Below are 22,537 nucleotides of genomic sequence, written 5' to 3'. Positions count from 1 at the left end.
CCCTCTGTACAAACTCGCGAAATAAGCTTACCATTTGCATGAAATCAGAAGCACAAAGGAGACGTTGCGACACATGTTGGATACATACACGACCGAAAAATTGCAGCAAACTTTGAGAAACAGCATCGACCGAGGCGAAATCGCCGGCGCGAACATGATGGTGCTCAAAGACGGCGAAGAAATCTTCTACCATGAAGACGGCATGGCCGATATCGAGCAGGAACGGCCGATCGCGCAGGATTCGATCTTCCGGCTGTATTCGATGACCAAGCCGATTACCGCTACCGCGATCATGATGCTGCTGGAACGCGGCGAGATCGACCTGTTCGATCCGGTAAGCCTTTACATCCCGGGTTTCCGCAATCAGCAGGTCGAGAAGAACGGCGATTTGAAATCGCCGATCCGCGAAGTCAATATTCAAGATCTGCTGAACATGACTTCGGGACTGGTCTATGGCGGAGAAGATCTTGCGGGGCGCCGGACGGACGAGCTGTTCCGCGAACTGGGGAGCCGCCTGCACGGCGATGCGCCGATGACCACGTTGGAATTCGCGAACCGTTTGGGACAAGGTCCTCTTTCGTTCGAACCCGGATCGAGCTGGACTTACGGCACTTCGGCCGACGTGCTCGGAGCGATCGTGGAGACCGTAAGCGGCCGATCGTTCGGAACGTTCTTGTGGAAAGAAATCTTCGAGCCGCTCGGCATGCGGGATACCGGCTTCTGGCTGACGGAAGAACAGCAGGAGCGGCTGGTGAAAGTGTATCAGACGAACGAACTCGGCGGCCTTCTGCCTTATACGGACAGCCATCTGGGCGTCGTGAACCGGATGGATCGCGAACCGGCTTTCGAATCCGGCGGAGCCGGTCTGGCTTCGACGATCGTCGACGCGGCCAAGTTCACGACGATGCTGATAAACGGAGGCAGCCTGAACGACGTTCGTCTGCTGAATCCGAAAACGATCGAGAAAATGACCTCCCCGAGCCTGACTTCGCGGCAGCAGGAAAGCTTCGCCGGTTGGCACTCGCTGGTCGGGCATAGCTACGGCAATCAAATGCGCATCCTGACCGATGCCGGACGCGCCGGCATGATCGGCAGCGTCGGCGAATACGGCTGGGACGGCTGGCTCGGCGCGTATTTCACCAACAGCCCGCAGGATAACCTGACGTTCCTGTTCATGGTGCAGCGCAAAGACGCCGGTACGCTACCGGTGACGCGGAAGCTGCGGAATATCGTGTTCGGGGCGCTATAAAAACGGATAGAAAAACCTTGGGTCTTTTAAAAGAAAACCGCGCGAGGGCCAAAGCTTTTGCGCGGTTTTTATGTCAGCGCAATTTTTGAGGAGAGGATGAAAAATCATGGTTACAGGGTTAAGGTTGGTCGGTGTATTCATCTTGTTGATCGCTCTCATTAACGGAATTTCTTCCGGAAGAGCAGTCGCGGAATTATCTTCGGCTTATAGCGATTGGCATTTCAGTTGGAAAACAGGTTTTATGTATTGGACGATCGGACTCTTCGCTTCAATGGTTCTATTCGCGCTTTCTTCGATCATTGAACAATTATCGTTCTTGTCAGGGCGTCGCAAACCTGAGCCTGAAACCTCTTACGTTGAAGAGTAAAAAACGGCTCAACCGTAGTAGAAAACTTATCGCAACACGCAAAAATCCCCTTGCTCTTTAACAGAGCAAGGGGATTTCTCGCCATAATGGACCCTACAGGACTCGAACCTGTGACCAACCGGTTATGAGCCGGTAGCTCTAACCAACTGAGCTAAGGGTCCTGGTTCCGACGCGCCTATGGAGCCGTGCCGGGACATGCAAAGCTTTTATTGCGGGGGCAGGATTTGAACCTGCGACCTTCGGGTTATGAGCCCGACGAGCTACCGAGCTGCTCCACCCCGCGACGATCGAAATGTCGTTTGCGTCACAAGCGACATCACTTAATATAACTTTTTATAGAGCGATAGTCAAGAGTTTTTTACTTTTTGCTCAACCGATAAGGATTCGGCGGACCGGATGACGATTATCCGGTCTGCCGAAGAACCTTTCCGATCGAAGGAACAGGCTCGCCGAACGTCAGCGTGCCGTCCTCGGTAAACGGACCTTTGAGCCAGCGGCGGCCTTCGTTCTCCCACTGCTCCAGTCCCTGTTTCGCGGGCAGCTCTCCCCGAAGCACTCTTAAGAATAACTGCCGTCCGGCATCGCCGATCTGCCAGAGCTGCGGATTGTGCTGGACCGCTTCCTCTTCGCGTTCCGCGATCGGCTCGGCCGGACGCAGCCGCGTAAAAGCTTCGGCTCGGTAACCGTAAGCTTCCGCTTCGCGCGCGATCGCCCGAAGCCGGCTCGGCATGCGGTAAGGATCGTGAAGTTCCATCTCTTGAACCGATTCGCTGGTGACGAAACGTATAAAGTCCCAAGCTTGCGACTTGCGCGCGCTTGACGAAACGATCGAAAACGTATCGCCGAGTTTGACTCCCGCCCCGATCTCTTCTTTGCCGGCATGCGTCGGCAGTTCCACCGTCCGCCATTCGAAAGGATCGAAGCCTTCGATCCCGTCCGCGTTCTGCATCGCCGTTTGCAAATCCGCGGCGTAACTGCTGTCCGCGATCGTCATCGCCGCTTGGCCTCCGAGGAACAGATCGCCTCCGAAAGGATCGTAAGCCTCCGGATCGGATTCGGGCCGCTGCGCCGGCGGCAGCGCGCCTTGACGCGTCATATCGGTCAGATCGGTCCACACGCCGAGCCACTCGGACGTATTCACGGTCATCTCTTCGGCTTCGAGATCGAAAGTGCTTAATCCCAGCGGCTCGGTATACGCGCGAATGCCCCAGAGCGGATCTTCCGCCAGCGTCGGCGTAAACGATAATCCGTATACCGGCTTGCCCTGATCATCCTGTCCGCTGGCCGCCCGGGCCAAAGCGAAAGCCGCTTCCCAGCTCAGACCGTCTTCCGGCGGTTTGACGTTATTTTTCTCGAACCAGTCCACGTTGTAATACAGCGCGGACGAAGCGTATTCCGGCGCGAGCGCGTGCAGTTCGCCGCCGCCCGCTTGTTTGAGGCCGTCGATCACCGCAGGCGCGAAATCGGCTTCTTGCTCGCCGCTCTCTGCCATGTACGAAGCCAGCGGTTCGGTCCAACCGTTCGTCGAGGCCGCATGCAGCACTTCGGAATCGAGAATCAGCACGTCGACCGGATCGTCGCCTTCCGTCAACTTGCGCAGTTCTTCGATCGGCGTTTTTTTTTCGGCATCGGCCGAGTCGGGATCCAGATAACGATAACGCGACGTATCCACCGCGGGAACAATTTCGATATCGACTCCGGGATGCATATATTCGTAAATATCCGTATAAGCTTCCCGATAATAACGATCGTTCGTTTGACCGGTCAAAATGCCGATTCGCAGCTTGCCTGCCGTGGGGTCCTGCTGCCGCGTTCCTCCGCCGGCACTCTCGTTTTCGGAAGCGGAAGCTTCCGGCTGCGACAATTTTTCTCCCGAGAAGCAGCCCGGCAGCAGAAGCAATGCCGCCAGCGCGGCCGCGATGCCCGTCCGGGACGGACCGATCCTTCTTTTCATGGGTTTGCCCCTCTCGTTGTCTGCTGGCTTTTCCGTCGTCCGTCTTCTTATATTGGACGCGGCGACCGACGGAATGGTTACGGCCGTTATTCATCATATAAACCAACGGTACGGCGACTCACCCATCTGCCGAGGATAAAAAAAGAGCCGCGCCGTCATTCCGACAGCTCGGCTCTTTCTGCTGCATGTTTCGCTTCGATCAGCGGCCGAACGAAGACGGATCTTCGCGCCACGATTTGAGCAGTTCGACTTGGTTTTCTTGAATGGTGCCGAGCTCGAGTGCCGTCTGCATCAGCGCCGTGTAGTTGGACAACGTCGCCAGCGGCACGTTCTCTTCGGCGAATGTCGAGACCGCGCGGTCCAATTGGTAGCTGAAGATCGCCAGCACCGCCAGCGGCTCCGCGCCGGCTTCGCGTACGGCCAACGCCGCTTTGAGCGAGCTGCCGCCCGTCGAGATCAGATCTTCGATCACGACCACTTTCTGGCCTTCTTTGATCAGTCCTTCGATCTGATTCTGTTTGCCGTGGCCTTTGGCTTTGTCGCGTATGTAAGCCATCGGCAGATTCAGCTTCTGCGCGACCCAAGCCGCGTGCGGGATCCCCGCCGTCGCCGTTCCCGCGATCACTTCCGTTTCCGGATAGCGGCTGCGGATCAGCTCGGCGAATCCTTCCGCGATGCGCTCGCGCACTTCCGGGTAAGCCATCGTCAAGCGGTTGTCGCAGTAGATCGGCGATTTGATGCCCGACGTCCAAGTAAAAGGCTCGTCCGGACGCAGCGCGACCGCGCCGATATTCAGCAGGTCTGCCGCGATTTTCGCTTCTGTCGTCGTATGAGTCGTCATGTCGTGATCTCCTCCGGATTTCGAATTCTTTGATCTTGCTTTATGATCGGCCCGCGCTCATCTCTTCGATGATCCGCAGCGCTGCTGCTCTCGGATCTTCCGCGCCCGTGATCGGCCGTCCGACCACGATATAATCGCTGCCTCCCGCGATCGCTTCTCCCGGCGTCTTGGTGCGGGATTGATCGCCGATGTCGCTGCCGGCGGGACGAATCCCCGGCGTTACCGTCTTGAAGTCCATTCCGCAGGCCGCTTTGATTCCGTCCGCTTCGAGCGGGCTTGCCACCACGCCGTCGAGTGCCGCTTCGGAAGCCAGCTTCGCGTAGCGGATCACCGCTTCTTCCACGCTGCCCGGGATGCCGATCTCGCCGTTCATGGTGGCTTGATCCGTGCTGGTCAGCTGCGTAACCGCGATCACGAGCGGACGAGCGAGCGAAGGATCTTGCGCCAACGCTTCTTCGACGCCTTGCATAGCGGCCGCCATCATCTTGGAGCCGCCTGCCGCATGCACGTTGAACATGTCGACGCCGAGCTTCGCGATGCTGTTTGCTCCGCCTTTGACCGTGTTGGGAATATCGTGCATCTTCAGGTCGAGGAAGACCGAATACCCTTTCGCTTTCAACTCGCGCACGAATTCGGGACCCGCTTGGTAGAACAGCTGCATGCCCACTTTCATGTAACAAGGAATCCCTTCAAGCTTGGTGATCAGTTCGCGCGCCGAAGCGCCGTCCGCATAATCGAGCGCGACCATCAATCGCCGCGCCATCTGCATCGTATCGGTCGAAGTCGAATTCATCCGTTTCTTCATCTCCTTAAGTGTGACGAGCGCATACGAGAGGCGCCCGCAGAATCTGCACGGCGCCTGTCGTCTGATCTTGATGTCCGGTTAAATTAAACGTTCTGTACGCCTACCGGCATAGCGCGGGACGTGAAGCTGACCGTCTCCAGCATGTCGAGCAGCGCCGCGACCGTATCGAGCGAAGTCATGCAGACCACGCCGTTCTCGACCGCTTCGCGGCGGATACGGAATCCGTCGCGCGCCGGCGTTTTGCCTTTGGTCAGCGTGCTGAAGACGAAGTTGGCTTCGCCGTTTCGGATCTTGTCCAGAATGTTCGGCTCGCCTTCGCTCAGCTTGTTGACGCGGGTGACCGGAATGCCGGCTTCTTCGAGCGCTTTGGCCGTTCCGCCGGTCGCCATGATCGAGTAGCCCAGCGTGTAGAAGCCCTGCATCAGCTCGACCGCTTCCGCTTTGTCTTTGTCGGCCACGGTCACGATGATCGAACCCGTGGACGGGATCTTCATGCCCGCGCCGACCAGGCCTTTGTACAAGGCTTTGGCGTAATGTTTGTCGCGGCCCATGACTTCGCCGGTCGACTTCATTTCCGGTCCGAGCGTCGGCTCGACGCGGCGCAGCTTCGCGAACGAGAACACCGGCACTTTGACCGCGACTTGTTTGCTTTCCGGCCACAGACCTTCTTTGTAGTTCAGATCCGCCAGCTTGACGCCGAGAATCGCCTGCGTCGCCAGATTCGCCATCGGGATATCCGTCACTTTGCTCAGGAACGGTACCGTACGCGACGAACGCGGGTTCACTTCGATCACGTAGACTTCGTCTTTGAAGATGACGAACTGGATGTTGACCAGACCGACCGTTTTCAGTTCTTTGGCGATACGGATCGTGATGTCCACGACTTTATCTTTGAGAGCCTGCGACAGATGCTGCGGCGGGTACACCGCGATCGAGTCGCCGGAGTGAACGCCCGCGCGTTCGATATGCTCCATGATGCCCGGCACGAGCACCGTCTCGCCGTCGCAGATCGCGTCGACTTCGACTTCTTTGCCGAGCATGTAGCGGTCGATCAGGACCGGATGTTCCGGGTTGACCTTCACGGCTTCTTCCATGTAGCTCAGCAGTTCTTCGTCGGAGTATACGATCTCCATCGCGCGTCCGCCGAGGACGTACGAAGGACGAACCAACACCGGGTACCCGAGGCTTTGCGCCGTATCGACCGCTTGGTCGACCGAAGTGACGGTCTTGCCGGCCGGTTGGGCGATGCCCAGACGCGACAGCAGCGCTTCGAAACGCTTGCGGTCTTCCGCTTCGTCGATGCTGTCCAGCGACGTGCCGAGAATGTTGACGCCCGCGTCCTGCAGCGGCTTCGCCAGGTTGATCGCCGTTTGACCGCCGAACTGGACGATGACGCCGATCGGCTGCTCCTGCTCGATGACGTTCATGACGTCTTCGAAGAACAGCGGCTCGAAGTACAAGCGGTCCGACGTATTGAAGTCCGTCGATACCGTCTCCGGGTTGTTGTTGATGATGACTGCTTCGTAGCCGGCTTTGCGAATCGCCCATACCGCGTGTACCGTCGAGTAGTCGAATTCGATGCCTTGACCGATCCGGATCGGACCGGAACCGAGCACGATGATCTTCTTCTTGTCGGTCTGCGCCACTTCGTTCTCCTGCTCGTAAGTCGAGTAGTAGTACGGCGTTTCCGATTCGAATTCGGCCGCGCAGGTGTCGACCATCTTATAGACCGGCACCAACCCGATCTCTTTGCGGTAAGCGCGGATCTCGGCTTCCTTCGTCAGCTTGCCGTTTTCGCGGCCCGGAGCGCGCAGCTCGGCGATCGCGCGGTCGGTAAAGCCCATGCGTTTCGCTTCGTACAGCAGTTCGTCGGTCAGCTCGTCCGTTTCCGCCAGTACCGTTTCGAACGCGACGATGCGTTCGATCTTGTCGAGGAACCACCAGTCGATCTTCGTCAGATCTTGAATCTGTTCCAGCGAGTAGCCGCGGCGGAACGCTTCGGCCACCAAGAACATTCTTTCGTCGTCCGGCTTCATCAGACGGGAATCGAGTTCTTCCTGCGGCAGCTCGCTTGCGCCTTTGAGCAGCAGGCGGTGCGTGCCGATCTCCAGCGAGCGGACCGCTTTATGGATCGATTCTTCGAACGTGCGGCCGATCGCCATGACTTCGCCGGTCGCTTTCATCTGCGTGCCCAGCTTGCGGTTGGCGCGGGTGAACTTGTCGAACGGCCAGCGCGGGATCTTCGATACGATGTAGTCCAGCGTCGGCTCGAAGCAGGCGTAGGTCTGGCCCGTTACCGGGTTGACGATCTCGTCGAGCGTGTAGCCCAGCGCGATCTTCGCCGCCATCTTGGCGATCGGGTAGCCGGTCGCTTTGGACGCCAGCGCCGAGGAACGGCTGACGCGCGGGTTGACTTCGATGACGTAGTATTGGAAGCTGTGCGGATCGAGCGCGAACTGCACGTTGCAGCCGCCTTCGATGTTCAGCGCGCGGATGATCTTGAGCGACGCGGAACGCAGCATTTGGTATTCGCGGTCGGAGAGCGTCTGGCTCGGCGCGACGACGATGCTGTCGCCGGTATGTACGCCGACCGGATCGAAGTTCTCCATGTTGCACACGACGATGCAGTTGTCGTTGGCGTCGCGCATGACTTCGTATTCGACTTCTTTCATGCCGGCGATGCTGCGTTCGACCAGACATTGGCCGATCGGGCTGTAGCGCAGGCCGGACGCGACGATGTCGCGCAGTTCTTCTTCGTTGGCGCAGATGCCGCCGCCCGTTCCGCCCAGCGTGTAAGCCGGACGCACGATGATCGGATAGCCGATCTCGCCAGCGAAGTCGAGCGCTTCTTCCAGCGTCGTCACGATGACGCTGTCCGGTACCGGCTGTTCCAATTCGCGCATCAGGTCGCGGAACAAGTCGCGGTCTTCGGCTTTTTCGATCGAATGAAGCTGCGTGCCGAGCAGTTTGACGTTCTCGCTCTCCAGCACGCCGGCGCGGGCCAGTTCGACGGCCATGTTGAGGCCGGTCTGTCCGCCGAGCGTCGGCAGCAGGCCGTCCGGACGTTCGTGACGGATCACCTGCGTCACGAAGTCGAGCGTGATCGGCTCGATGTAGACTTTATCCGCCATGTTGGTGTCGGTCATGATCGTGGCCGGGTTGCTGTTGATCAGGACGACTTCGACGCCTTCTTCTTTGAGCGCTTGGCACGCTTGCGTTCCGGCGTAATCGAACTCGGCCGCCTGACCGATGACGATCGGGCCGGAGCCGATCACCAGGATTTTTTTGAGTTTGTCGTTTTTCGGCATAATTAACGTGCTCCTCTCATGGCGGCCATCATCGCCGCTTGACGCGGCTGTTTCGGACTGCTCTTTTTGTATTCGCGGATCATCTCGATGAAGCGGTCGAACAGATAGCTGTTATCGAACGGTCCCGGCGCGGCTTCCGGATGGTACTGCACGGAGAAAGCCGGAAGCGTCTTATGGCGGATGCCTTCGATCGTTTTGTCGTTATTGTTGATATGCGTCACTTCGAAATCGGTGCCGGCCAGCGATTCTTCTTTGACCGTGTAACCGTGGTTCTGCGACGTGATGTAGCAGCGGCCGGTCTGAAGGTCTTTGACCGGGTGGTTGCCGCCGCGATGGCCGAATTTCAGCTTCTCGGTATCCGCGCCGCCGGCCAAAGCCAGCAGTTGGTGTCCGAGGCAGATGCCGAAGATCGGGTATTCGCCGAGCAATTGCTTGATCGTCTCGACCGCGTGCGGCACGTCTTTCGGGTCCCCGGGGCCGTTCGACAACTGGATGCCGTCCGGATTGAGGCGGCGGATCTGATCGGCCGTCACGTCCTGCGGCACGACCACGATATCGCAGCCGCGCGCGCTCAGTTCGCGCACGATGCCGCTTTTCGCGCCGTAATCGATCAGCACGATGCGTTCGCCGTGTCCCGGGCTGTTGTAGACATGCGGCGTGGACGTCTTTTTGACTTGATCGTTGATCAGCGCGGAGGATTCCAGCATCTCTTTCAACTCTTCGACCGGGCGGTCGCCGGCGGCGAGGATGCCCCGCATCGTCCCGTGGTTGCGCAGCAGGCGGGTCAACATCCGGGTATCGATATCGCTGATGCCCACGATGCCGTGCTCTTTGAGCAGCTCGTCCAGCGTGTATTCGGCGCGCCAGTTGCTCGGCACCGGCTCGTAGCGCCGCACGACGAAGCCGTTCACGAACGGTCTGACCGATTCGAAGTCGTCGCGGGTAATGCCGTAGTTGCCGATCAGCGGGTAAGTCATCGTGACGATCTGGTTGCAGTACGACGGATCGGACAGCACCTCTTGATAACCTGTGATCCCGGTATTGAATACGACCTCTCCGGTCGTGTCGCCTTGAGCGCCGAACGAGCGGCCCGTGAACAAGGTGCCGTCTTCGAGCAGAAGTTTTGCCTGCATGGTTTGAAGTCCTCCTTATATATGAAGAAAATGCTTTTTCGTGTATGCGTGATTCGTAAAGTTCCTAAAGCTTACGCGTTGGCGTTTTGTGCGCGTTCGGCTCCGTATACCGCGCGGCCGCCGACGAACGTCGCGACCGGCCAGCCGGACAGCTTCCAACCCGTGAACGGCGTATTGCGTCCTTTGGTGGCGAATTCTTGCGGGTCGACCGCTTTTTCGAGCTCCAAGTCGATGATCGCCAGATCCGCGACCGCTCCGACTTCGAGCTTGCCGGACTCCAGACCGAACACGCGGGCCGGGTCCTGCGTCATGCGGCGGACCAGGAAATCGAGACTCCAGCGTCCGGTCTTGACGAATTTCGTGTACAGCAGCGGGAAGGCGGTCTCGAAGCCGACGATGCCGAACGGCGCGAGCTGCATGCCTTTCGCTTTTTCTTCTTCGCTGTGCGGCGCATGGTCGGTGACGACGATATCGATCGTGCCGTCTTCGAGCGCTTCGATGCAGGCCTCGACGTCGCGAGGCGTGCGCAGCGGCGGGTTCATTTTCCAGTTGGCGTCCATGCCCGGAATGTCTTCGTCCGACAACACCAGATGGTGCGGGCAGACTTCGGCGGTCACTTTGACCCCGATCGACTTCGCCAGACGGATCAAGCGGATCGATTGTTCGGTGCTGACGTGGCAGACATGGTAGTGCACGCCCGTCGCTTCGGCCAGCAGCACGTCGCGCCCGACGTGAATCGCTTCGGATTCGTTCGGAATGCCTTTGATGCCGTGCTTTTTCGCGAAATTGCCTTCGGAGACGTACAGCCCTTTGACCAGCGAATCGTCTTCGCAGTGGGCGATGACCGGCATCCCCAGTTCGGCGGCCTTCGTCATGGCGTCCTTCATCATCTGCGCGTTCTGCACGCCGACGCCGTCGTCCGTGAATCCGATCGCGCCCGCGGCTTTCAGCGCTTCGAAGTCCGTCAGTTCGCGTCCCAGCTCGTTCTTCGTAATCGCCGCGTAAGGCAGCACGTTGACCAGATTCGCTTCTTGGGCTTTGTCCAAGATCAGCTTGACCGTCTCGGGATTGTCCGTCACCGGCTTGGTGTTCGGCATGCAGGCGATCGTGGTGAATCCGCCCTGCGCCGCCGAACGCGCGCCCGTCTCGATCGTTTCTTTATGTTCGAACCCCGGTTCGCGAAGATGCACGTGCATGTCGATCAGGCCCGGCGTGACCAGTTTGCCTTGAGCGTCGTAGACCGTCGTCGCGGCGCTTCCGATTGCCCGTTCGTCGGCCGAAGCATAAGCCCCGGAAGCCAGAATGGCTTCGATCTTGCCGCCTTGAATCAGAATGTCGCTCTGCCGCAGCTCTCCGTCCTCGTCCAGCACGCTCGCATTTTGAATCCATACATCCACGTTCGCATAATTCGTCATTTATAAAAACCCTCCCGGTTCCGTTCGTTTTCTTTATCGCTGCTCTGCGTTTCCGCCCTATTTTAGCGAAGCGCGCGTTCGACGACCGCCATGCGAACCGGCACGCCGTTCTGCATTTGCGGGAAAATTCGCGAATTCGGCGCTTCCACCAGCTCGCTGTCGATCTCCACGTCGCGGTTGACCGGAGCCGGGTGCATGATGATCGCATGCGACTTCATCTTGGCCGCCCGCTGCGTCGTCAGTCCGTATTGGGCCCGGTATTCGTCCGCCGACTTCAGGATGCCTTCGGCATGGCGTTCGAGCTGCACCCGCAGCATCATGACCACGTCCGCGTCCAGCGCTTCGTCCATCGTCACGTAAGGAGCGTAAGTTTCGAGCTCCGGCGCTTTCATGCTGTCCGGCGCGCAGAACTTCACGTTCGCGCCCAGCGCCCGCAGCGCCCACAGATTGGAACGCGCCACGCGGCTGTGCTTGATATCGCCGATGATCGAGACCGTGAGGCCGCGAATCTCGCCGAACTGCTTGCGCATCGTGTAGAGATCGAGCAGCGCCTGCGTCGGATGTTCGTTATTGCCGTCTCCCGCGTTGATCAGCGGCACCCGCACATGCTTGGCGAGTTCGTCCAGCACTCCGATCGGCTTCAAGCGAATGACGCCCGCGTCGATGCCCATGCTTTCCAGCGTGCGGACCGTGTCGTAGATGGATTCGCCTTTCTCGACGCTGGAAGCCGCGGCCGCGAAGTTCAGTACCTGCGCGCCGAGTCTTTTTTGCGCCATTTCGAACGAGAAGCGCGTGCGCGTGCTGTTTTCGAAAAACATGTTGGCGATAAAACGATGTTCCAGAACCGGGATGCGTTTCTCTTCGTGGCTCTCCCAATAAGCGGCGCGTTTCAGCAGCGATTCGATCTCGGCGGCGCTCAGGTCCTTCAGGCCGAGCAGCTGCCGGTCGCGGAGCGAAGGTCGGTAGGCGATCATACGAGCACCTCCCGGCGGCTGCTGATGCGAACTTCGTCGCTGTCGTCGATCTCGCTGAGCGAGACTTCGATCTCTTCGGTTCGGGAAGTCGGCACGTTCTTGCCCACGTAGTCGGCGCGGATCGGCAGTTCGCGGTGCCCGCGGTCGGCGAGTACGGCGAGCTGGATCATCTGCGGCCGTCCGCAGTCCATCAGGGCGTCCATCGCGGCGCGGATCGTTCGGCCCGTGTAGAGCACGTCGTCGAACAGGATCACTTTCTTGCCTTCGATGGAGACGTCCGACTCGGCGAACAGCTTCTGGCAGTCGACCGTCGAATCGCCTGCCGCGCGATCGTCGCGGTACGAGCTGATATCGATCTCTCCGCAAGCGACCGGCGTTCCTTCGATCTCGAAGATCCGTTTCGCGATTCGCTGAGCCAGCGGTACTCCGCGCGTCTTGATGCCGACCAGCACGCAGCCTTCGATGCCTTTGTTCTTCTCGAGAATCTCGTGGGCGATCCGGGTCAATGCGCGGCGAATGGCGGCTTCATCCATAATGACGTGAGTTTCGTTCATGCGTGTGCGCCTCCTCAGGCAAAAGGTTGGTGTCACCCTTCGGCCCCGTGAACGTCGGTTTCTTTCTGCGCGATGCATGCAAAAAGACTCCTTGCCCGAGCGGACAAGGAGTCGAAATCGACACATGGATGCGACGAAAAGTTCCGGAAAACAACCCGCTCTCGGCGGATGTCTCTCCAGTGAATCGTCGTTCACGTTACCTTGCCAGTCTCACGGGACTGAATTAAAGGTGCTATTCATCGGGCGTAAGTTACGCCTCTGTTGCAATGAATTATGACAGAAGGGATTCCCTCTGTCAACCACCCGCCTTCTTCTCCACCCTTTCCGCGCTCCGATTCGAGCAGCGACAGCCGCACCTTCATGCAAGCCGTATGCGCACATCGCAAGTTAACTTGGGATGTCATTGTTTTCGTGTTTATAATTATACATTTAATTGTTGTATTTATTCAACCCCTTTTATGATTATATTTGCTTTCCCGGAGGGTTTTTTAGCGAAAACGTTTGCTTGATTTTCCGAACGCTTATGCCGACATATAGCGTGTATGCAAATGAGGAGGAGATCAGTAGATGAAATTTTTCAAAAAACGCACGTTTTCATTATCTTTAGGCAACAAGCTGCTGCTTTTTTTCTCCGTTGTTCTGGTCGTCTCGCTGTTGGCTTCGGCATGGCTGTCTTATCGCTCGGCAGAAAAGGCGCTTAGCAGCGAACTGGTGAAAAGCGCGACTTCGAGCGTGAAAACGATGAACGACGTGATCGAGCGGGACCTGAATTCCCGGATCGCGGCGGTCGATTATCTGGCCGACACTTTAACCGCGCAGTCTTTCCGCGCGGGCGGTTCCGCGGCCGGCGTCACCGACGCCGCGCTGAAAATTTACGATCTCGCACAAAACGACGTCGACCTGGCTTATGCGGGTTCGACCGACGGGATATATATCGCTTCGACTTACGATAATCTGCCGAAAGGCTACGATCCCCGCACCCGGGATTGGTACAGCCTCGCGATGAAGACTCCGGGCAAAGCGGTGGTGACGGAGCCTTACATCTCCGCTTCGACGGGGAAAGCCGGGATTACCGTCGCCAAGAGCCTGAGCGACGGCAGCGGCGTGATCGGCATCGATCTGTCGATCGATTCGCTTCTCAAGACCACGGAAAGCATCCATATCGGTTCCGGCGGTTATGCTTTTATCGTATCGGCAAGCGGCACGTACATCTCGCATCCGACCGTAGAAGCCGGTTCGAGCAACAGCGTTTCCATGCGTCTGGCCGAGCAGAAAGAAGCGGAAGGAAGCTTCAAGTATACGTTCGAAGATCAGCCTAAAGTGTTGGTCTACGAGAAGAACGCGGTCAGCGGATGGATCGTCGTCGGCAACTATTATCAAAAAGAAGTGGGCGACGCGTCCCGGCCGATTCTCTACCGCTTGTTGATCGTATTGGCCGCAGCCCTGATCGTCGGCGGAACCGCCGTCTGGCTGTTGACGCGCTCGATCGCGCGCCGCTTGCGCCGCGTGTCGGCGGCTGCCGAAGCGATCAGCTCGGGCGATTTGACGGGATCGATTCAGGATTCGGGCGGCGACGAAATCTCGAAGCTCGCTTCCGCTTTCCGCGAGATGAACGCGTCGCTCGGCGGGCTTGTCCGTTCGATCACGGCATCCGTATCGGATGTCGCCGCTTCGTCGCAGCAGCTTAGCGCAAGCGCCGAGCATACCGGCAAAGCCAGCCGGCAGATTACGGAAGCGATCGAAGGTTTCGCCGTCAGCAGCGAACGCCAGAGCGAGAACGTGGCCGGCAGCTCGCAGCGCTTGGCCGAAGTCTTCGAGCAGCTCTCGGAACTGCGAACCGGCTCCGAGCGTCTTGCGGCTTCTTCCCGCCAGTCTTCGGAAATGGCCGGCGAAGGCGATCAGTTGGTCGAACGCACGTTGGAGCGCATGCGCGAGATCGACGATTCCGTCCGCGCGGGCGGCGAAGTCATCTCCGGATTGGCGGACAAATCGAAGACGATCACGGGCATCTTGCAGACGATCGACGAGATCGCTTCGCAGACCAATCTGCTGGCGTTGAACGCGTCCATCGAAGCCGCCAGAGCCGGCGCGGCGGGTCAAGGGTTCACCGTCGTGGCCAGCGAAGTCAAGAAGCTGGCTCAACAATCGGCGGACTCGGCCAAGATGATCGAAGGACTGATTCAAGATATCGTGTCCGATATTCAAGCTTCGCTTAAGACGTTCGTCGAGATTCGTTCTTCGGTGACCGGCAGTCTGGAAAGCGCCGAATTGACGGCAACCAATCTGCGCCGACTGCGCGAATCCGCCGAGACGGTCGCCGTCGACTTGAGCGGCATGAACGAGCGCTTGGGCGAAGTGGTGGGCAATGCCGAAGAAGTCGCGCAGGCCGTACAAGAAATTTCGCGCGCCGCGGAAGCGAATCAATCCGGCACGCACGAGATTGCCGCGGCCGCGGAAGAACAACTGGCTTCGATGGAGGAAATTCGCGAATCGTCCGCTTCGCTGGCCGGTCTGGCCGAACAGCTTCAAGGCGAAGTCGAGCGGTTCAAGATCGACTAAGCTGATAAGGTCAAGAAGCGCAGCAGCCGTAATAAAAAAAGCTTTCCGCATGAACGGAAAGCTTGATGCCGCCGGGAAGTTTTCCCGGCGGTTTTTCGATTTTGCATGCAAAAGGTTTGCTCGCGCCTATTTCGACTACAAATCGGCTTCGCCGAGCGTAAGCGCCCAACGGTCCGCACCGACTTCTTTGACGAACTCGCCGACGCCGAGACTTTGCATGCCGGCCGCTTTCGCGGCTTGAATCCCTGCCGGCGCGTCTTCGACGACCAGGCAGGCTCCCGGCGAGATACCCAGACGTTCGGCAGCCAGCAGAAAAATATCCGGAGCCGGTTTGCTATGCGTAACGTCCGCGCCGGTCACGACCGCATCGAACTCGTCCGACAGACCGATCCGCTCCAGAATAAAATCGGTGTTTTTGCTCGACGAACCGATCGCGGTACGCAGCCCTTTTGCTTTAGCCCGTTCGATCCAGTCCACGACTCCCGGCAGAATGTCGGCAGGCGTCAATTCTTGCAGCAGTTTGCGGTAAATCCCGTTTTTTTCTTCGGCCAGCTTCTTCTTCTCTTCCGCCGAATACGGACGCGAGGCCTGCTCCAGCAGAATCTCCAAGCTCTCCTCCCGGCTGACTCCGCGCAGCAGAACGTTGCGGTTCTCGTCAAAAGGCACGCCTTCCCGATCCGCGATCTGTTTCCAAGCGAGATAATGATAATGGTCGGTCGATACGATGACTCCGTCAAGGTCGAAAATAATAGCCTGCGTCATAGGAAACCCAACACTCCTTCTGATGAAATAAGATTCTGCTTCCGCCTCGTTCCGCTTCTAGTATCTTGTCGACGCTAAAGGTAGGAATACGCTCTTCTGAATCACACCAGAAGCGCGTGCGTTTCAGAAAATCGTAAACCTGTGATGAAGAGTTGAAAGTGTACTAGTTCAAACGTTTGCATAAATCGGCAAAAAGCTTCTTCTCTTTAATACCCGCTTCCCTGTCCATATTCCTGCTTAAGCCAAAAAAAGCTTTTCGCCCGTTCGGGCGAAAAGCTTTTTCCGTGTTTATGCCTCATTCGCGATGCGACGAATCAAAATTCGAATTCGACGTCGCTCAGGCGGCGTTTGATTTCTTGAATGACGCGTTTTTCTTCTTCTTCGCCTTTGGCTTCGAACGTGACGGAGAAGCGCACGAACGAACCGGCGTCGTCCCACGGCACGGTCGAGATCAGCTTTTCGCGGATCAGGAACTGCGAGAACGCTTCGCCGCTTCCGAACGTCTCCCCGCCTTTGATGCCTTTAGGCGCTTGGACGTACAGGAAGAACGAGCCTTTCGGTTTGGAAGCCGTGAAGCCCAGTTCGTTCAGCGCGGCTACGAGCATATCGTGACGGCGCGAATATTTCTCGGCGATCTTCTCCGTGATGGACGGATTCGCCAGACCGTAAGCCGCCGCTTTCTGAATCGCGATGAATTGACCGGAGTCGTTGTTGTCCTTCACGTCGCTGAACGCTTTGACGATCAGCGGGTTGCCGGCCACGAACCCGATTCTCCAACCGGTCATGTTATACGACTTGGACAAGGAATGCAGCTCGATCCCAACGTCTTTGGCGCCCGGCGTGCTCAGGAAGCTGAGCGGCTTCAAGCCGTCGTAAGTCAAAGCGGCATACGGAGCGTCGTGCACGACGATCACTTCGTTGGCTTTGGCCCACTCGACGACTTTGGCGAAAAATTCCGGAGTCGCGCTTGCGCCGGTCGGGTTGTTCGGATAGTTCAGGTACAGCAGCTTCGCGCGTTTCGCGATATCGGCCGGAATGGAGTCCAGATCCGGCAGGAAGTCGTTTTCTTTGGTCAGCTGCACGTTGTACACTTCGCCGCCCACGTATTTGGTGTGCGTGCCCAGAACCGGGTAGCCCGGCACGGTCAGAATCGCCACGTCGCCCGGGTTGATGAACACGGACGGCAGCATCGCCAGCGCCGGTTTGGAACCGATCGAGTGCACGATTTCCGTCGTCGGGTCGATGCCTTCGACTTTGAACACGTCCGCCAAGTATTTGGCTGCGGCGGCTTTGAATTCCGGGATGCCGTTATCGGCATAACCGCGGTTCTCCGGCTTGGCCGCTTCTTCGGCCAGCTTCGCGACGATGCCGGCATCGGCCATCTCGTCCGGTTCGCCGACGCCCATATCGATCAGCTCGACGTCGGGGAAAGCTTGACGCGCGGCCGCTTTGGCGCGTTTGATCTTCTCGAATTTATAGATGTTGGTGTCCTTACCGTAGTTCGCGCCGCCGATGCGGTCGGCGAAAACTTGTTGGACGTAAGTATTTTGATATTCTTCGATACTCATGGATACGTTCATCTCCTTAAGGGCAGGTTGGTCTATGTTCCATGATGCCGCAGATCGCGGATCAGGGACATGGATTATGTGGCGGAAAATTTGGGTTTTGCGTATGGGAGGGTGACGCTTCGGCCTCCCGTACGCGATGGGGAGGTAAGGCTAAGAGCTGTTTAGCGCTTCGCGCTCTTGGGCCCTATGGAACGCCAGCTCCGTTATCAACGGCTGCGGAGATGCAGCAGCAGTTCTTCCAGATCGTCCGGGAGCGGAGCGGAGAATTCCAAGCGTTCGCCGGTGGTCGGATGGGTGAATCCGAGCAAAGCGGCGTGCAGGGCTTGGCCCTGCATCTTGAGGCCTTTTCCGCCGCTGCGGCCGTACATGGGATCGCCCACCAGAGGGTGGTCGATGAATTTCATATGGGCGCGGATCTGGTGGGTCCGGCCGGTCTCGAGTTTCAACTCGAGCAGGGTATAATCGCCGAAACGTTCGACCACGTTAAAATGCGTGATCGCATGTTTGCCGCCGGAAGAGACGACGGTATACATCTTGCGGTCATGCGGATCGCGGGCGAGATTGGCGTCGACCGTGCCTTGATCGTGCGCGATATTGCCGTGCGCCAGCGCTTTGTAGACGCGGCTCACGGAGTGTTCTTTGAGCTGCGCGGCCAGCGAAGCATGGGCTTTGTCGTTCTTGGCGGCCATCAACAGGCCGCTGGTGTCTTTGTCGATCCGGTGCACGATGCCCGGACGCAGTTCGCCGTTGATGCCCGACAGGTCTTTGCAGTGGAACATCAGAGCGTTGACCAGCGTGCCGGAAGAATGTCCGACGGCAGGATGCACGACCATGCCGCGAGGCTTGTTCACGACGATCACGTCGGAATCTTCGTAGACCACGTCGAGCGGGATGTCTTCGGGCAAGATGTCGACCGTCTCGGGCGCGGGCACGCGAACTTCGACCGTCTCGCCTTCGGCCAGTTTGTGGTTGGCTTTGGCGCTGCGGCCGTTTACGGCCACATGTCCCTGCTCGATCCATAATTGGATCTGCGAACGGGACACTTCTTCTTCCATCGCCTCGGTCACGTATTTGTCGAGGCGCTGCTTTTTGTATTCCGCCGCGACGGTCCACGACAGCGTTTCTTCTTCCGTTCCGTTCCCTTCCGCCGAAGCGCCGAGCCCGTTACGCGGGTTATCTGTCATTATTATTCCTCCGAGCGTTGTTCAAGCTTATCTGTTGCAGGTTGCGCATTGTCCGGACGGCGCGTATCGAGCAGCGTATCCAGAATGATCAAAGCAACGCCGACGACGATGCAGGCATCCGCCACGTTGAAGATCGGGAAGCTGTAACTGCCGAAATTGAACAGGAAAAAGTCCACGACCTCGCCCATGCGAATCCGATCCAAGAAGTTGCCGATCGCTCCGCCGAGCACAAGGCTGAGCGCGATCGGAAGCAGACGCGCCGAACTGTTCGTTTTTTGGATCCGGCGAAGATACCAGATGATGCCCGCGACGACCAACAGCGTCACCGGGATGAAGAACCACTGCATCTCCTGCAAAATGCCGAAAGCCGCCCCCCGGTTGCGGTGGGACGTCAAGATGAAGAAGTCTCCGATGATCGGAATCTGATCCCGAATCTCCATGCGCGTAGCGACCAGATATTTCGTACCTTGGTCGATCAGGATTGCCACAAGCGCGATTACATAATAAATCACGTTAATCCGTCACCTCATACCTCTTTAAGATACCTTCGAATTGGCGCCGGCAAGGCGGTAGAGGCGCTTCTGCCGACTCGTCTATTGTAGCACAGCGCCGAAGAAAGCGTCTATCGCCGTCAGACCTTCCGGCTCTGCACGCCAAACGGCGCCCGTACCTGTTCTGCCGTACGGGCGCCGCCCAGACCTGCCTGTTATTCTTTTAATTTAAGCGATCGCGATGCCGACTTCTTTGCCGTTCAGCGTTACGCGTTCCATGCCTTCGCGGCTGCCGAACGAGACGTCGTTCACCAAGACGTTCTCGCGCAGCACGGAGTCGAAAGCTTGCAAGGCCGCTTGCAGCTCCGCATCCACGTCGAGCGTCAGATCGATGCGCTGTTCCACTTTGAGGTCGAGCTTTTTGCGGGTATCCTGCACGGCGCGAACGATCTCGCGAACCCAACCTTCTTGTTCGAGTTCCGGCGTGACGTCGGTGTTCAGGGCCACGGTCAAGCCGTAACCGGAAGCCGAAGCGAAGCCTTCTTTCGCTTTTTTCTCGATCAGCAGTTCTTCGCTCGTCACTTGAAGTTCTTCGCCTTCCGGCGACGTGATGTTGAACGAGCCGCTGTCCACGACCGCGCGGGTTTGGTCTGCCGCCATGCCTTTGAAGTGGTTTTGCAGGAAGCCGACGTTTTTGCCGTATTTCTTGCCTGCCACTTTGAGGTTCAGCTTCAGCGTGTAGTCGACGAAGTCGCTGTCTCCGGTCTCGACGCGGATCTCTTTGACGTTGATCTCGTCTTTGACGATCTCGGCGTAATCCGCCAGATCGAATTCGCGGTCCATCGACACGATCAGTTCGGACAACGGTTGACGCGTCTTCAAGCTGTTCTCGTTCCGCACGTTGCGGGCCAGTTCGACGATTTGCTGCGACGTTTTCATATCGCGTTCGAGTTCGGCGTCGATCAGCGAAGCGTCGGATTCCGGGTAATCGGCCAGATGCACGCTCGTTTTCCCGCCCAGATTGCTGTACAGATCGTCGGCGAGCACCGGCATATACGGCGCGATCAGACGAGCCAACGTCGACAGCACTTCGGTCAGCGTCCGGTAAGCGTCGAGTTTATCTTCCGTCAGGCCGCTGCCCCAGAACCGGTCGCGCGAACGGCGGATATACCAGTTGCTCAGGCCGTCGACGAATTCTTCGATGCCTTTGGCCGCGGTCAGGAAATCGTTGTCCGACAACGCTTCGTTCGCCGCCGCGATCAAGCTGTGCAGACGGGACAGAATCCAGCGATCCAGACGGCCGGAAGGCGCTTGGAACGGATGCTCCGCGGGATCGAAACCGTCGATCTCGGCATACAAAGTCAAGAACGCGTGCGTGTTGACGATCGTGTCGACGACTTTCGATTTGGCTTCGCCCACGACGCTCTTCGAGAAGCGCTTCGTGTTCCACGGCGCGCTGTCGGCCAGCATCACCCAACGGAACGCGTCCATGCCGTACTCTTCGAGCACTTCCCACGGATCGATGACGTTGCCTTTGGATTTGGACATCTTCTGACCGTTCTCGTCGAGAATATGGCCGGTCGCCATAACGGATTTGTAAGGCGCTTCGCCCGTGATCATCGTGGAGATGGCGAGCAGGCTGTAGAACCAGCCGCGCGTCTGGTCGATGCCTTCGACGATCATGTCGGCCGGATATTGGGCTTGGAACGCTTCTTGATTTTCGAACGGATAATGCTGCTGCGCGAACGGCATCGAACCGCTGTCGAACCAGACGTCGATGACTTCCGGCGTACGGGTCATCACCGCGCCTTCGGCGAACGGCGACTTCAGCTTGATCGCGTCCACGTAAGGCTTATGCAGTTCGATGTCTTCCGGCACGAAGTCGACCGCGCGCTCGCGCAGATCGGCGATGCTTTTCGGCGCGTACTGCTTTCCGGTTTCTTCGCAGACCCAGACGTTCAGCGGCGTTCCCCAGTAGCGGTTGCGGCTGATGTTCCAGTCGATCAGATCGTCGAGGAACTTGCCGAAGCGGCCGTCGCGGACATGGTCCGGATACCATTTGACGCCTTTGTTGTTTTCGACCAATTTGTCTTTGACCGCGGTCGTCTGGATGAACCAGCTGTCCGTCGCGTAATACAGCAGCGGCGTATGGCATCTCCAGCAGAACGGGTAACTGTGCTCGTATTTCTCTTTGCTGTACAGGCGTCCGTTTTCGGCCAGGTATTTCACGATCTCGATATCGGTCTCGCCGTCTTTGACGAAGCGGCCCGCGAAGTCGGTCACCTCGGCGACGAAACGACCTTGCGAATCGACCAGATTGACGAAGCTGATGCCGTTCTCGCGGCAGACGCGGTAGTCGTCTTCGCCGTGCGCCGGCGCCATGTGCACGACGCCCGTACCGCTGGAATCCGTAACGAAGTCCGCGCCGACGATGAAGTGTCCTTTTTCCGGCGTGAAGTAATGGAACGGCGCATCATAGTTCAGGCCGACCAATTCGGAACCTTGCAGCTCGGACAGCGTTTCGTATTCGCCTTTCAGCACGCTCCCCGTCAAGTTTTTCGCCAAGATCAGCACTTCGCCGTCCTGCTTCACTTTCACGTAAGTCATGCTCGGATTGACGGCCAAGGCGATATTCGAAGGCAGCGTCCACGGCGTGGTGGTCCAAGCCAACACGTATTCGCCGTTTTCGAGTCTGAATTTCGCCGTCGCGCTCAAGTCTTTGACGTCTTCGTAACCTTGGGCGACTTCGTGCGAACTCAACGTCGTCTGGCACGAAGGACAGTAAGGGCTGACGCGGTGTCCGCGGTACAGCAGGCCTTTCTCGTGGATCGTCGCCAGCAGGCTCCATACGCTCTCGATGTACTTGTTGTCCAGCGTGATGTACGGGTTATCGAGGTCCGTCCAATAGCCGATCGCTTCGGTCAGGTCGCGCCACTGTTTCTCGTACGTAAAGACGCTTTCTTTGCACTTCTTGATGAATTTCTCGACGCCGTATTCTTCGATATCGTGTTTGCCCGAGATGCCGAGCTGTTTCTCGACGCCCAGTTCGACCGGCAGGCCGTGCGTATCCCAACCGGCTTTGCGTACGACATGGAAACCTTTCATCGTCTGATACCGGCCTACGAAGTCTTTGATGACGCGGCCCAATACGTGCCCGATATGCGGAACCCCGTTCGCCGTCGGCGGACCTTCGTAGAAGACGAAGTTCGGCTTGCCTTCCCGGTTGTCGATCGACTGCTTAAACGTATTTTCTTCGTTCCAGCGTTTCAATACGCGCAGGTCGCGCGCCCGTGCTTTTTCTTTCACATCGACTCTTTGCATCGTTGTCGGCTCCTTTTGGATAAAAATATGAAATAAAAATAAACCCCGCCCC

Annotated in this window: 16 protein-coding genes and 2 tRNA genes; 3 read left to right on the top strand and 15 right to left on the bottom strand. The window is 58.0% G+C overall.

Going from position 1 to position 22,537, the window contains the following annotated elements; translation table 11 throughout:
* Nucleotides 1-73 precede the first annotated feature (73 nt).
* Nucleotides 74-1,249, top strand: coding sequence for a serine hydrolase domain-containing protein (locus tag CDO73_RS15265; RefSeq protein WP_088489378.1), 1,176 nt, complete (start codon nt 74-76; stop codon nt 1,247-1,249).
* Nucleotides 1,250-1,355: 106 nt separating this feature from the next.
* Complete coding sequence (locus CDO73_RS15260) at nt 1,356-1,616, top strand: hypothetical protein (RefSeq protein WP_088489377.1); 261 nt, start codon at nt 1,356-1,358, stop codon at nt 1,614-1,616.
* Between the two features lie 87 nt (nt 1,617-1,703).
* Here the strand turns inward: CDO73_RS15260 and CDO73_RS15255 are convergent.
* From CDO73_RS15255 to pyrR, 10 genes are all read right to left on the bottom strand, one after another.
* Nucleotides 1,704-1,777: transfer RNA gene (locus CDO73_RS15255), tRNA-Ile, on the bottom strand.
* Nucleotides 1,778-1,825: 48 nt separating this feature from the next.
* Nucleotides 1,826-1,899, bottom strand: a tRNA-Met gene (locus CDO73_RS15250).
* Nucleotides 1,900-2,019: 120 nt separating this feature from the next.
* Nucleotides 2,020-3,570, bottom strand: coding sequence for an ABC transporter substrate-binding protein (locus CDO73_RS15245; protein WP_088489376.1), 1,551 nt, complete (start codon nt 3,568-3,570; stop codon nt 2,020-2,022).
* Between the two features lie 199 nt (nt 3,571-3,769).
* Entirely contained in the window at nt 3,770-4,411 is a 642-nt protein-coding gene (gene pyrE / locus CDO73_RS15240; RefSeq protein WP_088489375.1) for an orotate phosphoribosyltransferase, read from the bottom strand.
* A gap of 40 nt (nt 4,412-4,451) precedes the next feature.
* Nucleotides 4,452-5,204, bottom strand: coding sequence for an orotidine-5'-phosphate decarboxylase (pyrF, locus tag CDO73_RS15235; RefSeq protein WP_088489490.1), 753 nt, complete (start codon nt 5,202-5,204; stop codon nt 4,452-4,454).
* Between the two features lie 95 nt (nt 5,205-5,299).
* Complete coding sequence (gene carB, locus CDO73_RS15230) at nt 5,300-8,524, bottom strand: carbamoyl-phosphate synthase large subunit (RefSeq protein ID WP_088489374.1); 3,225 nt, start codon at nt 8,522-8,524, stop codon at nt 5,300-5,302.
* 2 nt (nt 8,525-8,526) lie between these two features.
* Nucleotides 8,527-9,657, bottom strand: coding sequence for a glutamine-hydrolyzing carbamoyl-phosphate synthase small subunit (gene carA, locus CDO73_RS15225; RefSeq protein ID WP_088489373.1), 1,131 nt, complete (start codon nt 9,655-9,657; stop codon nt 8,527-8,529).
* Nucleotides 9,658-9,728: 71 nt separating this feature from the next.
* Nucleotides 9,729-11,072 carry a dihydroorotase gene (locus CDO73_RS15220; RefSeq protein WP_143536135.1) on the bottom strand — a complete coding sequence of 448 codons (1,344 nt, stop codon included), beginning with the start codon at nt 11,070-11,072 and terminating at the stop codon, nt 9,729-9,731.
* Nucleotides 11,073-11,134: 62 nt separating this feature from the next.
* A complete protein-coding gene (locus tag CDO73_RS15215; RefSeq protein WP_088489372.1) occupies nt 11,135-12,046 on the bottom strand; it encodes an aspartate carbamoyltransferase catalytic subunit in 912 nt (303 codons plus the stop codon).
* Entirely contained in the window at nt 12,043-12,600 is a 558-nt protein-coding gene (gene pyrR / locus CDO73_RS15210; protein ID WP_088489371.1) for a bifunctional pyr operon transcriptional regulator/uracil phosphoribosyltransferase PyrR, read from the bottom strand. The genes CDO73_RS15215 and pyrR overlap by 4 nt, the downstream gene beginning before the upstream one ends.
* Before the next feature lie 567 nt (nt 12,601-13,167).
* Between pyrR and CDO73_RS15205 the strand changes: the two genes are divergently transcribed.
* Entirely contained in the window at nt 13,168-15,159 is a 1,992-nt protein-coding gene (locus CDO73_RS15205) for a methyl-accepting chemotaxis protein (protein ID WP_088489370.1), read from the top strand.
* Between the two features lie 135 nt (nt 15,160-15,294).
* On the opposite strand, the gene pgmB is transcribed toward CDO73_RS15205, so the two are convergent.
* The 5 genes from pgmB to ileS form a co-directional block, all read right to left on the bottom strand.
* A complete protein-coding gene (pgmB, locus tag CDO73_RS15200; protein ID WP_088489369.1) occupies nt 15,295-15,921 on the bottom strand; it encodes a beta-phosphoglucomutase in 627 nt (208 codons plus the stop codon).
* 314 nt (nt 15,922-16,235) lie between these two features.
* Nucleotides 16,236-17,489 (bottom strand): LL-diaminopimelate aminotransferase, encoded by a 1,254-nt coding sequence (locus tag CDO73_RS15195; RefSeq protein WP_088489368.1) that lies wholly within the window; start codon nt 17,487-17,489, stop codon nt 16,236-16,238.
* Nucleotides 17,490-17,695: 206 nt separating this feature from the next.
* Complete coding sequence (locus CDO73_RS15190) at nt 17,696-18,673, bottom strand: RluA family pseudouridine synthase (RefSeq protein WP_088489367.1); 978 nt, start codon at nt 18,671-18,673, stop codon at nt 17,696-17,698.
* 2 nt (nt 18,674-18,675) lie between these two features.
* Nucleotides 18,676-19,185: a signal peptidase II gene (lspA, locus tag CDO73_RS15185; protein WP_088489366.1), complete on the bottom strand. Its 510-nt coding sequence runs from the start codon at nt 19,183-19,185 to the stop codon at nt 18,676-18,678.
* Between the two features lie 207 nt (nt 19,186-19,392).
* Nucleotides 19,393-22,485 (bottom strand): isoleucine--tRNA ligase, encoded by a 3,093-nt coding sequence (ileS, locus tag CDO73_RS15180; protein ID WP_088489365.1) that lies wholly within the window; start codon nt 22,483-22,485, stop codon nt 19,393-19,395.
* Between the last annotated feature and the right edge of the window lie 52 nt (nt 22,486-22,537).

It is taken from the genome of Saccharibacillus sp. O23, from assembly GCF_002205895.1.
Classification (GTDB): Bacteria; Bacillota; Bacilli; order Paenibacillales; family Paenibacillaceae; genus Saccharibacillus.
Note: the sequence above shows the minus strand (reverse complement) of the source record. Positions and strands in the feature narration are given on the sequence as shown.

Excerpts from the sequence above, each read along its gene's own strand:
- CDO73_RS15265 (WP_088489378.1), top strand. The coding sequence starts at position 74 with ATGTTGGATACATACACGACCGAAAAATTGCAGCAAACTTTGAGAAAC.
- CDO73_RS15260 (WP_088489377.1), top strand. The coding sequence starts at position 1,356 with ATGGTTACAGGGTTAAGGTTGGTCGGTGTATTCATCTTGTTGATCGCT.
- CDO73_RS15245 (WP_088489376.1), bottom strand. The coding sequence starts at position 3,570 with ATGAAAAGAAGGATCGGTCCGTCCCGGACGGGCATCGCGGCCGCGCTG.
- pyrE (WP_088489375.1), bottom strand. The coding sequence starts at position 4,411 with ATGACGACTCATACGACGACAGAAGCGAAAATCGCGGCAGACCTGCTG.
- pyrF (WP_088489490.1), bottom strand. The coding sequence starts at position 5,204 with ATGAATTCGACTTCGACCGATACGATGCAGATGGCGCGGCGATTGATG.
- carB (WP_088489374.1), bottom strand. The coding sequence starts at position 8,524 with ATGCCGAAAAACGACAAACTCAAAAAAATCCTGGTGATCGGCTCCGGC.
- carA (WP_088489373.1), bottom strand. The coding sequence starts at position 9,657 with ATGCAGGCAAAACTTCTGCTCGAAGACGGCACCTTGTTCACGGGCCGC.
- CDO73_RS15220 (WP_143536135.1), bottom strand. The coding sequence starts at position 11,072 with ATGACGAATTATGCGAACGTGGATGTATGGATTCAAAATGCGAGCGTG.
- CDO73_RS15215 (WP_088489372.1), bottom strand. The coding sequence starts at position 12,046 with ATGATCGCCTACCGACCTTCGCTCCGCGACCGGCAGCTGCTCGGCCTG.
- pyrR (WP_088489371.1), bottom strand. The coding sequence starts at position 12,600 with ATGAACGAAACTCACGTCATTATGGATGAAGCCGCCATTCGCCGCGCA.
- CDO73_RS15205 (WP_088489370.1), top strand. The coding sequence starts at position 13,168 with ATGAAATTTTTCAAAAAACGCACGTTTTCATTATCTTTAGGCAACAAG.
- pgmB (WP_088489369.1), bottom strand. The coding sequence starts at position 15,921 with ATGACGCAGGCTATTATTTTCGACCTTGACGGAGTCATCGTATCGACC.
- CDO73_RS15195 (WP_088489368.1), bottom strand. The coding sequence starts at position 17,489 with ATGAGTATCGAAGAATATCAAAATACTTACGTCCAACAAGTTTTCGCC.
- CDO73_RS15190 (WP_088489367.1), bottom strand. The coding sequence starts at position 18,673 with ATGACAGATAACCCGCGTAACGGGCTCGGCGCTTCGGCGGAAGGGAAC.
- ileS (WP_088489365.1), bottom strand. The coding sequence starts at position 22,485 with ATGCAAAGAGTCGATGTGAAAGAAAAAGCACGGGCGCGCGACCTGCGC.